The organism is Pseudomonas sp. 8BK, assembly GCF_902506475.1.
GTDB classification, from domain to species: Bacteria; Pseudomonadota; Gammaproteobacteria; order Pseudomonadales; family Pseudomonadaceae; genus Aquipseudomonas; species Aquipseudomonas anguilliseptica.
In genome coordinates this window covers 637,839-651,015 of sequence record NZ_LR733252.1, presented here as the reverse complement: position 1 = coordinate 651,015, position 13,177 = coordinate 637,839, and the positions used below count along the sequence as shown (strand labels likewise).

Annotated in this window: 13 protein-coding genes; 7 read left to right on the top strand and 6 right to left on the bottom strand. The window is 59.5% G+C overall.

The genetic code is table 11. The features are described from left to right. The first annotated feature begins 38 nt into the window (after window positions 1-38). The 3 genes from glyA (at window position 39) to gcvT (ending at window position 3,974) form a co-directional block, all read left to right on the top strand. On the top strand, window positions 39-1,292 hold the full coding sequence (gene glyA / locus ACIN8IBEIGE_RS02925; RefSeq protein WP_160013336.1) for a serine hydroxymethyltransferase: 1,254 nt from the start codon (window positions 39-41) through the stop codon (window positions 1,290-1,292). 99 nt (window positions 1,293-1,391) lie between these two features. After that, window positions 1,392-2,768, top strand: coding sequence for an L-serine ammonia-lyase (locus ACIN8IBEIGE_RS02920; RefSeq protein ID WP_160013335.1), 1,377 nt, complete (start codon window positions 1,392-1,394; stop codon window positions 2,766-2,768). An 81-nt stretch (window positions 2,769-2,849) separates the two neighbouring features. Beyond that, window positions 2,850-3,974 carry a glycine cleavage system aminomethyltransferase GcvT gene (gene gcvT / locus ACIN8IBEIGE_RS02915; protein ID WP_160013334.1) on the top strand — a complete coding sequence of 375 codons (1,125 nt, stop codon included), beginning with the start codon at window positions 2,850-2,852 and terminating at the stop codon, window positions 3,972-3,974. 51 nt (window positions 3,975-4,025) lie between these two features. On the opposite strand, the gene ACIN8IBEIGE_RS02910 is transcribed toward gcvT, so the two are convergent. Next, window positions 4,026-5,159 (bottom strand): M14-type cytosolic carboxypeptidase, encoded by a 1,134-nt coding sequence (locus ACIN8IBEIGE_RS02910; RefSeq protein WP_160013333.1) that lies wholly within the window; start codon window positions 5,157-5,159, stop codon window positions 4,026-4,028. A gap of 240 nt (window positions 5,160-5,399) precedes the next feature. Here ACIN8IBEIGE_RS02910 and ACIN8IBEIGE_RS02905 point away from each other — a divergent pair, with 240 nt between their 5' ends. Continuing rightward, window positions 5,400-5,945, top strand: a complete 546-nt coding sequence (locus tag ACIN8IBEIGE_RS02905) for a tetratricopeptide repeat protein (protein WP_160013332.1) — start codon at window positions 5,400-5,402, stop codon at window positions 5,943-5,945. Between the two features lie 9 nt (window positions 5,946-5,954). Here the strand turns inward: ACIN8IBEIGE_RS02905 and ACIN8IBEIGE_RS02900 are convergent, their stop codons facing one another. Continuing rightward, window positions 5,955-6,251: a hypothetical protein gene (locus tag ACIN8IBEIGE_RS02900; protein WP_160013331.1), complete on the bottom strand. Its 297-nt coding sequence runs from the start codon at window positions 6,249-6,251 to the stop codon at window positions 5,955-5,957. Between the two features lie 352 nt (window positions 6,252-6,603). Here ACIN8IBEIGE_RS02900 and ACIN8IBEIGE_RS02895 point away from each other — a divergent pair, with 352 nt between their 5' ends. Then, window positions 6,604-7,359: an ABC transporter substrate-binding protein gene (locus ACIN8IBEIGE_RS02895; RefSeq protein ID WP_256665023.1), complete on the top strand. Its 756-nt coding sequence runs from the start codon at window positions 6,604-6,606 to the stop codon at window positions 7,357-7,359. A 243-nt stretch (window positions 7,360-7,602) separates the two neighbouring features. Then, the gene (locus ACIN8IBEIGE_RS02890) at window positions 7,603-7,815 is read left to right on the top strand and encodes a hypothetical protein (RefSeq protein WP_160016291.1); all 213 of its coding nucleotides are present in this window, start codon (window positions 7,603-7,605) and stop codon (window positions 7,813-7,815) included. Window positions 7,816-7,872: 57 nt separating this feature from the next. On the opposite strand, the gene ACIN8IBEIGE_RS02885 is transcribed toward ACIN8IBEIGE_RS02890, so the two are convergent. Then, window positions 7,873-9,372 (bottom strand): helicase HerA-like domain-containing protein, encoded by a 1,500-nt coding sequence (locus ACIN8IBEIGE_RS02885; RefSeq protein WP_160013330.1) that lies wholly within the window; start codon window positions 9,370-9,372, stop codon window positions 7,873-7,875. Window positions 9,373-9,500: 128 nt separating this feature from the next. Here ACIN8IBEIGE_RS02885 and ACIN8IBEIGE_RS02880 point away from each other — a divergent pair, with 128 nt between their 5' ends. After that, window positions 9,501-11,378, top strand: a complete 1,878-nt coding sequence (locus ACIN8IBEIGE_RS02880; protein ID WP_160013329.1) for a methyl-accepting chemotaxis protein — start codon at window positions 9,501-9,503, stop codon at window positions 11,376-11,378. A gap of 43 nt (window positions 11,379-11,421) precedes the next feature. Here ACIN8IBEIGE_RS02880 and ACIN8IBEIGE_RS02875 read toward each other — a convergent pair whose 3' ends face one another. Genes ACIN8IBEIGE_RS02875 through purU form a run of 3 tightly spaced genes read right to left on the bottom strand, consistent with a single transcriptional unit; the run spans window position 11,422 to window position 12,957 of the window. Beyond that, window positions 11,422-11,607 (bottom strand): hypothetical protein, encoded by a 186-nt coding sequence (locus tag ACIN8IBEIGE_RS02875; protein ID WP_160013328.1) that lies wholly within the window; start codon window positions 11,605-11,607, stop codon window positions 11,422-11,424. Between the two features lie 27 nt (window positions 11,608-11,634). Continuing rightward, on the bottom strand, window positions 11,635-12,060 hold the full coding sequence (locus tag ACIN8IBEIGE_RS02870; RefSeq protein ID WP_160013327.1) for a CBS domain-containing protein: 426 nt from the start codon (window positions 12,058-12,060) through the stop codon (window positions 11,635-11,637). A gap of 45 nt (window positions 12,061-12,105) precedes the next feature. Beyond that, entirely contained in the window at window positions 12,106-12,957 is an 852-nt protein-coding gene (gene purU, locus ACIN8IBEIGE_RS02865; protein WP_160013326.1) for a formyltetrahydrofolate deformylase, read from the bottom strand. Between the last annotated feature and the right edge of the window lie 220 nt (window positions 12,958-13,177).

The window sequence follows — 13,177 nt, the reverse complement described above, 5'->3', positions numbered from 1 at the left end:
GTTAGCTGCACCTCATATAAAAACCAGAGGGCCTCACCATGTTCAGCAAGCACGACCAACTGCAAGGCTACGATGATGCCCTGCTCGCCGCGATCAACGCCGAAGAGCAGCGCCAGGAAGACCATATCGAGCTGATTGCTTCGGAAAACTACTGCAGCCAGCGCGTCATGCAGGCCCAGGGCAGCGGGCTGACCAACAAGTACGCCGAAGGCTACCCGGCTAAGCGCTACTACGGCGGTTGTGAGCATGTCGACAAGGTCGAGACGCTGGCCATCGAGCGCGCCAAGCAGCTGTTCGGCGCCGACTACGCCAACGTGCAGCCGCACTCCGGCTCCTCGGCCAATAGCGCGGTGTACCTGGCCCTGCTCAATGCCGGCGATACCCTCCTCGGCATGAGCCTGGCCCACGGCGGCCACCTGACCCACGGGGCCAAGGTGTCGTCCTCCGGCAAGCTGTACAACGCGGTGCAGTACGGCATCGACGAGAACGGCCTGATCGATTACGCCGAGGTTGAGCGCCTGGCCGTCGAACATAAGCCGAAGATGATCGTCGCCGGTTTCTCCGCTTATTCGCGCACCCTGGATTTCGCCCGTTTCCGCGCCATCGCCGACAAGGTTGGTGCACTGCTGTTTGTCGATATGGCCCACGTCGCCGGCCTGGTCGCAGCTGGCCTGTACCCCAATCCGCTTCCTTTCGCCGATGTGGTCACCACCACAACGCACAAGACCCTGCGCGGCCCACGTGGCGGTTTGATCCTGGCCAAGGCCAACGAAGAGATCGAGAAGAAGCTTAACTCCGCGGTGTTCCCTGGCAGCCAGGGCGGCCCGCTGATGCATGTGATCGCAGCCAAGGCCGTGTGCTTCAAGGAAGCGTTGGAGCCTGGCTTCAAGACCTACCAGCAGCAGGTGGTCGACAACGCCCAGGCGATGGCCGAAGTGTTCGTTGCGCGAGGTTTTGATGTGGTCTCCGGCGGCACCGACAACCACCTGATGCTGGTCAGCCTGATCAAGCAGGGCCTCACCGGCAAGGCGGCGGACGCGGCACTGGGTGCGGCGCATATCACGGTAAACAAGAACGCCGTGCCGAATGACCCGCAGTCGCCGTTTGTCACCTCCGGCGTCCGCATCGGCACCCCGGCAGTCACCACCCGCGGCTTCAAGCAGGGCGAGTGCCGCACCCTGGCCGGCTGGATCTGCGACATCCTCGACGACTTGGAAAACCCGGCGGTAATTGAGCGCGTTCGTGGTCAGGTGGCGGCTCTATGCGCCAGCTTCCCGGTCTACGCTGACTAGGACGGCACGCAGTTTTTGCCACTAGCGGCGCGGTTATCCCGCGCGCTGTATCAACGCCGCCTCACAAGGGCGGCAGCAAAACACGCAGTCGGAGCAAACATGTCACTTAGCGTTTTTGACCTCTTCAAGATCGGCATTGGCCCGTCCAGCTCGCATACGGTCGGCCCGATGTTGGCCGCCGTACGCTTTGCTGAAGGCCTGCGCCGCGATCAACTGCTGGCCACAACCGACAGCGTCAAAGTAGAGTTGTACGGCTCACTCGGTGCCACCGGCAAAGGTCACGGCAGCGATAAAGCCGTGCTGCTCGGCCTGGAAGGCGAACAGCCGGACAGCGTCGACACCAGTAACGTCGACGCCCGCCTGGCGGCGATTCGCAGCAGCGGTGAACTCAACCTGCTCGGCGAAAAACCCATCCGTTTTGTCGAGAAACAGCACCTGGCGATGATCCGCAAGCCGCTGCCCTTTCACCCCAACGGCATGATCTTTCGCGCCTTCGACGCCGCCGGCTTGCAGATCCGCTCACGCGAGTATTACTCGGTAGGCGGCGGCTTCGTTGTCGATGAGCAGGCCGCCGGGGCCGACCGCATTGTCGAAGACACGACTGCTCTGCAATACCCCTTTACTACTGGCAAACAGCTGCTGGCGCACTGCGCCGAACACAACCTGTCGATCAGCCAGGTGATGCTGGCCAACGAGGCGGCCTGGCGGCCGGAAGCCGAGACCCGCGCGCGCCTGCTGCATATCTGGCAAGTGATGCAGGATTGCGTCGAAGCCGGTTGTCGCAACGAAGGCATCATGCCCGGCGGGCTCAAGGTCAAACGCCGCGCCGCCGCCCTGCACCGCCAGCTGTGCAAGCACCCGGAAGCCAGCCTGCGCGATGCGTTGAGCGTGCTCGACTGGGTCAACCTCTATGCCTTGGCGGTGAACGAGGAAAACGCCAGCGGCGGGCGCGTGGTCACTGCCCCGACCAATGGCGCGGCCGGTATCGTGCCGGCGGTGTTGCATTACTACAGCCGCTTTATCCCCAGCTCCAACGACGACGGCGTGGTGCGCTTTCTCCTAACCGCCGCGGCCATCGGCATCCTCTATAAGGAAAACGCCTCGATCTCCGGGGCCGAAGTCGGCTGCCAGGGCGAGGTCGGCGTGGCCTGTTCGATGGCCGCAGGCGCCTTGTGCGAAGTGCTCGGCGGCAGCGTCAACCAGGTGGAGAACGCCGCCGAAATCGGCATGGAACATAACCTCGGGCTGACCTGCGACCCTATTGGTGGGCTGGTGCAGGTGCCCTGCATCGAGCGCAACGCCATGGGCTCGGTGAAGGCGATCAATGCCGCACGCATGGCCCTGCGCGGCGACGGTCAGCATTTCGTGTCGCTAGACAAGGTAATCCGCACCATGCGCCAGACCGGCGCCGACATGAACAACAAGTACAAGGAAACCGCCCGCGGCGGCCTGGCCGTGAATATTGTCGAATGCTGACACGGCATCCCATACAGCCTGTAGGCAAGACGCTTTTAGCTCGCGCCTATACAAACAACCTTTACCGACATGGAGAACCGCATGACCACTGAAACCCTGGCGAAAACCCCGCTACATGCCCTGCATCTCGAACTGGGCGCGCGCATGGTGCCGTTCGCCGGCTACGACATGCCGGTGCAGTACCCGCTCGGGGTGATGAAGGAACACCTGCACACCCGCGAAGCTGCCGGCCTGTTCGACGTCTCGCACATGGGCCAGATTGTCCTGCGTGGTGCAAATGCCGCCAAGGCACTGGAAACCCTGGTGCCGGTAGACATCGTCGACCTGCCCGTGGGCATGCAGCGCTACGCCATGTTCACAGATGACAACGGCGGTATCCTCGACGACCTGATGGTCGCCAACCTGGGTAACGACACGCTGTTCCTGGTGGTCAACGCCGCCTGCAAGGACCAGGATCTGGCTCACCTGCAAAAACATATTGGCAGCCAATGCGAGATCGAAAGCCTGTTCGAGGCACGCGCACTGTTGGCGCTGCAAGGCCCGCAAGCCGTCGATGTGCTGGCGCGCCTGGCACCTGAAGTGGCGAAGATGACCTTTATGCAATTCGCCCCAGTGCGTCTGCTCGGCGTCGATTGCTACGTCAGCCGCTCCGGCTACACCGGCGAAGACGGCTTCGAAATCTCGGTACCGTGTGAGCACACCGAAACCCTGGCGCGCAGCCTGCTGGCCGAACCGGAAGTAGCCGCCATCGGCCTTGGCGCCCGCGACTCGCTGCGTCTGGAAGCCGGCCTGTGCCTGTATGGCCACGACATGAGCACCAGCACCACACCGATCGAAGCCAGCCTGCTGTGGGCCATGTCCAAGCCACGCCGCGCCGATGGCGCCCGGGCTGGCGGCTTCCCCGGTGCAGAACGAATCTTCGCCCAGCAACAACAAGGCGTTGCCAGCAAGCGCGTCGGCCTGCTGCCGCAGGAGCGTGTACCGGTGCGTGAAGGCGCAGAAATCGTCGATGCCGATGGCAATGTGATCGGCACCGTATGCAGCGGCGGCTTCGGCCCAACCCTGGCTGCGCCGGTAGCCATGGGCTATGTGCAGAACAGCCATATCGCCCTGGATACCGAGGTATGGGCCATGGTGCGCGGCAAACGCGTGGCGATGAAAGTGGCCAAGACCCCGTTTGTGCCACAGCGCTACTACCGAGGCTAAAGAGACCTTAGCGACAATCCTGGCGGGCAGCCCCTGCCCGCCAGCGCCCTGTTATTCGCGCAGCTGCCCGACCATGGCGGCTGCCACACTCAGTACATCCTTGCCCAACTGCATCGAACGCGCACTACTCCAGCCGGTCTGCGGGTTGGGACGGTCGTCGTGATCCTTGAACGGCATTTCGATGGTAAAGGCCAGGCAATCAAACTCCATGCCCACCGCGTTGCAGGCCAGGCTGGTGTTGGCCTGGCCGAACTGATCGGGCGTGTAGCCGAAGGTGGTCTGGAATTCGGCACCGTTATCGATCAGCAACTGCTTGAACTGGTTTTCCAGACGTTGCAGGCGCGGGCTATAGCTGGGGTTGCCTTCACAGCCGGCGACAAACACGTGAGGAATTTCCTCATCACCGTGGATATCCAAAAACAGATCGACGCCAACGGTGCGCATCTGCTGCTGGACGAAATACACCTCGGGGCTGTCCGTCTCACTCGCCGACTGCCAGGCGCGATTAAGGTCACACCCAGCGACATTGGTACGCAGATGGCCACGGAAGGCGCCGTCCGGATTCATGTTCGGCACCAGGTACAGATCGGCCTGCTCCAACAGCGTATTCAGCTCGGCATCATCGCGGCTCTGCAGACGCTCAAGCAGCCCCTGCATAAACCACTCGGCCATATGCTCGCCGGGATGCTGCTGGGCGATCAGCCAGATTTTGCGCTGTGCCTGTGGATTGCGGCTGATGCGCAGCAACTCGATGGGCCGGCCTTCAATGCTCTTGCCTGTGGCAAACAGCTCGGCGCCCGCCAAACGCTGCGCATCCTCGATCAACTGGCTATGGCGCTCGCGGCTGTAGGGCTCGAAATAGGCGAACCAGATCTGCCCGTGCTGCGGCTCGATGTCGAACTTCAGCGCGCCCTCTTCAAAGCGGCTGGGCACCCGAAACCAGTCGCGCTGATCGTAAGAGGCCACGGCGTGGTAACCGCTCCAGGCATTCTTGTACGACGACTGCCCGGCATTGACCAGGCTGAAGCCGTAACGCTGCCCAGGCTGCAAGCCCTCGACCTTGAAGTGGAACCACTGGAAATGCCTACTGTTGAGGTCCGGACGAATCGCCAGCTGCACCTGCTGTGGGTTGATGGCGTCGATGACCTCAATATTGCCGCTGTCGAAGTTGGAGCTGATCTGCATGGATACCTCGAAGGCCTGGGTTCGCGGAGAAGCGCGGAGATGACCAAGAATCGCAGCTCTGGCGCGCGGGCGAAACGCTGCAGGCGACAAACTGATATGGATTCTGCAACCTGCACGGGACGATCAATGCAGCCAACAGCTCGACCTCCGCGCAACTTGCATGCGAGGCTGCAATCTGCTGTTTACTCGCTACAGGCTCGACGTAACGTTCAACGTCAACTCAAGGGAGCAGAAACGCGCATGAACATTGCCCCACTACACCACCGCCCACTGTTGTTTCTGCTCTGCGCAAGCCTGCTGCTGGGCGGCTGCGCCAACCAAGCGGAACAAAGTCAGACCGAACAGCCCACCCAACAAGCAGATGCCCCCCGCGAAAACAGCGCCGCCGAGGCCAACCTGCGCAGCCAGGCCAACCGTGGCGATCTCGACAGCCAGTTCCAGCTCGGCAGCCTGTACTTCGTCGGCAAGCCGAACAAGGACCTCAAGCAGGCCGAATACTGGTGGAAGCTCGCCGCCGACAAGGGACACGCCATGGCCGCCGTCAGCCTGGCCTACCTGTACACCGGCCGCGACAACCCTGACTTCAACAACCCACAGCAGATGCTCAAGTACCTCAACCAGTCCGCCGCTGGCGGCAACCCGATGGCCCAGCACATCCTCGGCAGCCTCTACCTACGCGGCGAACAAGGCGTACCGCTGGACGCAAATCAGGCCCGGCGCCTGTTCACCAGCGCCTGCCAGCAGAATTACAGTGCTAGTTGCACAGCACTGCAGGAGATGCCCTGAAACCTCGACTCAGGTTTCGATGGACTTGCTCGCAGCCTGGTCATCCGGCTTAGTCTGCGGCTGCTCGGATTGCTGTGGCTCAGCCTCTTCAACGGGCTTGCCCAGCCACTCATTGGTTGATTGCTGCACCTCGTCCACCTGCTTGTTGAGCTCTTTCACGGTTTCATCAACCGCCTCGCGCGCAACATCCACAACGACCTGCTCGGCCTTTTCAACGAGCTTCTGCGCCGATTGTTCAGCCGCTTCGCAACCAACCAGGCCGATCAGCAACAGCCCCAGCCCACCCATTTGCATCGACTTACGCATAACGTTCTCCATAGCAGCCATTAACGGCCTGATTTGCGGGCGTGCCCCAGTAGCCACCACCTTGATTGATCAACCGAGCTAATCAACTGCACAAATGGACTTACCAGTGCGGGCGCAAATGTAGGGAGACATGCGGGTTTACTCAATTGCTTAGAGTTTGCAAGGTATTACCAAGCAGGCAGGCCCAACATTGGCAGTGAAAATACGCTGAACAAAACCAGTCCCACCCCAGCAAGCGTCAACAAGTGCTAGGCACACACACTCACACAAGGTTAATAATCCAACCATTGCAATTAGCCACCCCCAGGCAATACAGCGTCTGCAGCGTTCATCGCAACTAAAGGATTAAGTCGTGTTGTTACGCCATGCCCTGCTCACACTGATCGCCTTGATTGCTTCCCGTAATTCGGCGGCTGAGAACCTGCATTTTGTAACCGAGGAGTTCCCACCCTTCAGTTACTCGCGCGGTGCAACTGCCAGCGGCGCACTGCCGGAGATAGTCGAAGCCACCTGCCGCACCTTGCAGTGGCAATGCCATATTGAAGTACTGCCTTGGCGCCGTGCCCTGCAGCAGGCCGAAGAGGGTGAAGTGGATGGCATTTTCACCGTGATTCAATCTCCCGCACGGCGCCAGGCATTCCGTATTACGCCGATGCTGGTGACCTCCGGCTACGACTTCTACACCCTGCGTTCAAGCGACTTCCACTACAGTCAGCCAGGCGATTTGCAAGGCCGCCAGGTCGGCGTGTACGGCCCGTCAGGCACCTCATTCGTACTGCAGGAAAGCCTGAAGAACACAGCGGATGTCGAAGTTAAACTGGTGACCAACAACCATCGCCTGCTGTTGATGCTCACCGCTGGGCGCTTTGGTGAGCGAGGTGTCGTTGTACTTAATCGCGATGTAGCCCGCCACTTGATTGAGCATGAATATCTCTACGCGCTGCGTAACGCCGGGCATTTGACGTCAATTTCATACGGCATTGGTTTTTCCCGCAAGAAAGTCACGCCTGCACAGTTTCAGGCATTCAATCGCGGGCTGAGAACGTTGCGCAATAACGGCCAGCTTGCAACCATTGTGCAACGTTACGGTCTACAACCTGCCAACTAAGCAGGCTGGACATTTAACTTGGCTTCGCCATAATTGCCGAGCGCAGCCTAATTAACCCTTTAACAAATCTGACAACTCGTTCAGATCATCCACAATTAAAGGGTAAACCAGCGCGGCAATAGTCATTGAAACTATTCGCTACGCTTACTAAATGCGCGAGCTAAAACTGTTTGGCCGTCTCAGGTGCCCAGGCCATATGCCTGGCATCCAGCCAATATTCTGTTCAAGACCATGGGTAACTACGTGACGAAAGACGAACTGCGCGCCGAACTCGAGCGCCAGGCGCAGCGTTACAAGGATGTATACGGCGGGGAAGTGATTACCTACGCCGCTCAACCGGACCCCGAGCGCAAGCCGTGGCGCAAGAAGGCTAACCTTCTCGACCAAGCGTTTGAAAAAGAGCTGGTAAAAATCGAAAAAGAGCTGCAAGCCAAGGCAGACGAGGCGTCTGGCTGACGCCGCGCAGCCCTGATGCCAGATACCTGGCCATCCCTGATCGGGATGGCCACTGGTTCAACGTCCCTTGCCCCCCATCAGCGACCCCAGCAGACCACGCACCAGTTGCCGGCCGATCTGATTGGCGGCTTGGCGCATGGCCGTTTTCACCACCTGACTGGCCAGACCGCCAAGCAGCTCACCCGCTGCGCTACCAATACCGCCGCCAGACTCGACCTTCTTGTTCGCGGCGCTAGGTTTACTTGGCTCTGCCTGTTGGGCGGCCTGCTCAGCGCGGGCGGTCAGCAATTCATAGGCAGACTCACGATCGATTGGCTTGTCGTAGCGGCCACGCAACGGCGACTGCTGAATCAAGGCCACGCGCTCGGCCTCACTCAGTGGCCCAATACGTGACTGTGGTGGCGCCACGGCTACACGCTGAACCATAGCCGGCGTGCCTTTGGCTTCCAGCGTGCCAACCAGGGCTTCACCGATACCCAGCTCGGTAAGCACCGTCAACGTGTCGATAGCCGGATTGGGCCGAAAGCCATCGGCCACCGCACGCAGCGACTTCTGCTCTTTGGCGGTAAAAGCGCGCAGGCCGTGCTGGATGCGCAAACCAAGCTGCGCCAACACATCATCCGGCAGGTCGCCTGGCGATTGGGTGACGAAATACACTCCCACACCTTTCGAGCGGATCAACCGCACCACCTGCTCCAGGCGCTCCTGCAAGGCCTTCGGGGTGTCGGCAAACAGCAAGTGCGCTTCATCGAAGAACAGCGCCAGCAAAGGCTTGTCGGCATCACCACGCTCTGGCAACTGCTCGAACAGCTCGGCCAGCAGCCAGAGCAGGAAGGTTGCATAGACCTTCGGTGCCTCGTGCACCAGGCGACTGGCGTCGAGCAGGTGAATGCGTCCGCGACCATCGCGATCTGGATGCAGAATGTCTTCCAGCTGCAACGCCGGCTCACCAAACAGCGCATCTGCACCCTGCTGTTCCAGGCCCGCCAATTTGCGCAGCAGGGCTTGCGATGACGTAGCGGTAAATAGCGCGCTGTCTTCACCCAGCACTTCAGGATGACTTTTCAGGTGTGCCAACAGCGCCTTGAGATCTTTCAGATCAAGCAGCAGCAGACCTTCGCGGTCCGCTACCTTAAACGCGGCATAGAGTGCCGCTTGCTGACTGTCGGTCAGCTCCAGCAGCGCACCGAGCAGCAAAGGCCCCATCTCACTCAGGGTGGTACGCAGTGGGTGGCCGCTCTTGCCGTGCACATCCCACAGGGTTACCGGATAGGCCATCGGCTGATGATTGAGCCAGGGCATGCTGGCGATGCGCTCGGCCACTTTGCCTTGCGGCGCACCGGCAGCCCCCAGGCCACAGAGATCCCCCTTCACGTCCGCGGCAAACACTGCCACACCGGCATCACTGAAAGTTTCGATCAAGCGCTGCAGGGTCACCGTTTTGCCAGTGCCCGTGGCGCCGGCAATCAGCCCATGTCGATTGGCCAGACGCAATGCCTGCCCCACCGACAGCCCCTGAAGATCGGCCCCCACAACAAACTGATCGGTTTGCGCCATCTTGTTATCTCCGTGGTTAAAGCTTTACTGCAATTAAGCCGACATAGTCAGCATCGCCGCACGTCGGTGGTGCCATTGCCTTACATCAGCCCAAGACTGATGCCAGAACTTACCGGACGCAAGAAGCCATGACCAACAACCTGAAGTTCAGCCACAAGATTCTGCTCGCCGCCTCACTGGTGGTGATCGCCGCATTCTCACTGTTCACCCTGTACAACGATTACCTGCAGCGCAACGCCATCCGCGATGATCTGGAAAGCTATCTACAAGAAATGGGCAATGTCACCGCCAGCAATATTTCCAACTGGCTGTCGGGGCGCATCCTGCTGGTCGAAAACGTTGCTCAATCGGTCGCCCGCGACTCTTCCGGCGATGCCCTGACCGGGCTTCTGGAGCAGAAAGTTCTGACTTCCACCTTCGCCTTTACCTACCTGGGCAGCGCCGATGGCAGCTTCACCATGCGCCCGGACGAGGACATGCCGGATGGTTATGACCCACGCCAGCGCCCCTGGTACAAGGACGCCATGGCCGCAGGCGGCAGCACCCTCACCGAGCCCTATGTTGATGCTGCCACCAGCGAACTGATCATCACCATCGCCACGCCCGCCAAAGCTGCCGGAGTGGTTGGTGGCGACCTGAGCCTCAACACCCTCGTCGACATCATTAACTCACTGGACTTTGCCGGCATGGGCTATGCCTTTCTGGTCAGCGCTGATGGCAAGATCCTAGTTCACCCGGACAAGTCTCTGGTGATGAAAAATCTCAGCGAGGTCTATCCACAGAACACCCCACGGATCAGCGGCGAGTTCAGTGAAGTGGAGCTCAATGGCGAACCCCGTATCCTTACCTTCGCCCCGGTCAAAGGCCTGCCTTCGGTGAGCTGGCATGTCGGCCTGTCCATCGATCAAGCCAAAGCCTATTCGATGCTCAGCGAATTCCGCGCCTCGGCTATCGTCGCCACAATCATCGCAGTGGTGCTGATCATGCTGCTGCTGAGCATGCTGATCAGCGTGTTGATGCAACCTCTGAACGTCATGGGTAAAGCCATGGAGGACATCGCCCAGGGCGAGGGTGACCTGACCAAACGCCTGACCATTCAATCCAACGACGAGTTTGGCCGTCTGGCCAGCGCGTTCAACCAGTTTGTCGAACGTATCCATAGCTCGATCCGCGAAGTGTCATCCGCCACCAGCCAGGTCAACGAAGTAGCCAAGCTGGTGGTCGGCGCCTCCAACTCGTCGATGATCAACTCCGATGAACAAGCCAGCCGTACCAACAGTGTGGCTGCGGCGATCAACGAACTGGGCGCCGCCGCCCAGGAGATCGCACGCAACGCCGCCGACGCCTCGAATCAAGCCTCCGATGCACGTCACCTGGCTGAAGACGGTCGCCAGGTTGTGGAAAAAACCATCCAGGCGATGAATGAGCTGTCCGGCAAGATCAGCGCCTCCTGCAGCAATATCGAAACCCTCAACAGTAAAACGGTAAATATTGGACAGATTCTTGAGGTGATCAAAAGCATCTCCCAGCAAACCAACCTGCTGGCGCTCAACGCAGCCATCGAAGCCGCCCGCGCCGGTGAAGCCGGCCGTGGCTTCGCCGTGGTCGCCGATGAAGTTCGCAACCTGGCCCACCGCACCCAGGAGTCAGCCCAGGAAATCGAGAAGATGATCGAGGAGTTGCAGGTCGGCTCCCGCGAGTCGGTCACCACCATGACCGAAAGTCAGCGTTACAGCGAAGAAAGCGTGGAGATCGCCAACCAGGCCGGTGCACGCCTGAGCAGCGTGACCGAGCGCATCGGCGAGATCGACGGCATGAACCAGTCAGTGGCCACCGCCACCGAGGAGCAGACTTCGGTTATCGAATCGCTGAACGTCGACATCACCGAAATCAACACCCTCAATCAGGAAGGCGTGGAAAACCTCAATGCCACTCTGCGCGCCTGTGGCGATCTGGAGCAACAGGCCAGCCGCCTCAAGCAACTGGTCGACAGCTTCCGCATTTAACAAATGTGACAACCAAACGGGGCGCTCTGTGAGCGCCCCGTTTTTATTTCTGCTTGTCGCTATTCGCTGGCGGCTGTTCGTCCTGCTGCAATTGCCGCCACAGCTCAGCAGCGTCGGCAAACTCGGTACCGTTCTCGGGAGTCAACGCCTGTGGATCATAGCGCTGCGTACAGCCCTCCCCGAGCACCGGTGGCGCACTGGAGGTTCCACGCGCAAGCGGATCTGTCATAACACCTCCCATGTACTTCGCCGGTCTTCAATTAAGCGCCAGGTGACCTTCATCATGCTGGGCGAACTCCTTGACCGCACGCAGTACATCACTGCGGCTGACCTGCCCGATCAGGCGGCCTTCTTCAACCACAGGTAAACGCCGACGCCGGCCGCGCAAAAAACGCTCGGAGATTTCGATAATGTCCGCCTCAGGTGAAATCACTTCCACCTCAGTGGTCATATAGGCACTGACATCCCCACCCGCCGACTCGTAATAAGCCCCGGAGAGAATGCCGCGCAAGCAATCGCCCTCCGACAACAAGCCCACCAGATGCCCTTGCCCATCGACCACCGGCGCGCCGGAAATACGGTGTTCGAGCAACCGATTGATCGCGGTGAACAGGTTCATTTCAGGACGGAAAGTCACCAGATTGCGGGTCATGTAATCACGTACTTTGATTGACTTGAGCATCAGTAAAGCCCTCTTTCTGTACTGAACCGAACCGCAACATGCACCTCAGTCGAACACCACTGTCTTGTTATCGTGCACCAGCACTCGGTCCTCTAAGTGATAGCGTAGACCACGCGACAGCACCATCTTCTCGACGTCCTTACCCAGGCGCACCATCTCTTCGATGCTGTCGCGGTGGCTAACGCGCACCACGTCCTGCTCAATGATCGGCCCAGCGTCCAGCTCCTCGGTCACGTAGTGCGAGGTCGCGCCAATCAGCTTGACCCCACGCAGCGATGCTTGGTGATACGGCTTGGCCCCGACAAACGACGGCAGAAAGCTGTGATGAATATTGATCACCCGCTGGGAGAACTCGGCACAAAGTGGCGCAGGCAAGATCTGCATATAGCGCGCCAACACAATCACGTCAGCCGCATGGGCTTTAACCAGGCGCGACACTTCATCAAATGCCGGCTGTTTATCCTGCGAGTTGACCGGTACGTGAAAGTACGGAATGTCATGCCACTCAACCATGCTGCGCAGGTCATCGTGATTGGAAATCACGCAGGGAATATCGCAATCCAGCTCGGCGCTGTGCCAGCGGTGCAGCAAATCGGCCAGGCAGTGCGACTCGCGACTGGCCATCAGCACTACACGCTTCTTTACCGCCGAATCAGTAACTCGCCACTCCATGGAAAACTCACGGGCAATCGGCGCAAACGCCTGACGGAAACCATCCAGATCAAATGGCAGCGAGTCGGCGCGAATCTCGTGGCGCATAAAGAACCAGCCACTCTGATTATCCGAGTGGTGGCTCGCTTCGGTAATCCAACCGTTGTAAGTGGCCAGAAAGTTACTGACCTTGGCCACAATCCCGACCCGATCCGGACAGGCAATAACCAATCGAAAAGTACGCATCAACGGCTCCAGCGCTCAGATAAAGTCGGCCATTCTAGTCACAGCCAGAAAAAACTGCAGTACTCAAGCAGCGCTTGCCAGCGCAGCAATAACGCAAGATCGAACAGTTGCAGCCAGGCAAATAGCGCAAACACCACCGTCATAACTGGCAAATAACCAAACCTGTACAACAGAACACGTACTCAACTAGTTACTTAACAATACAATTCATAAAAAATAC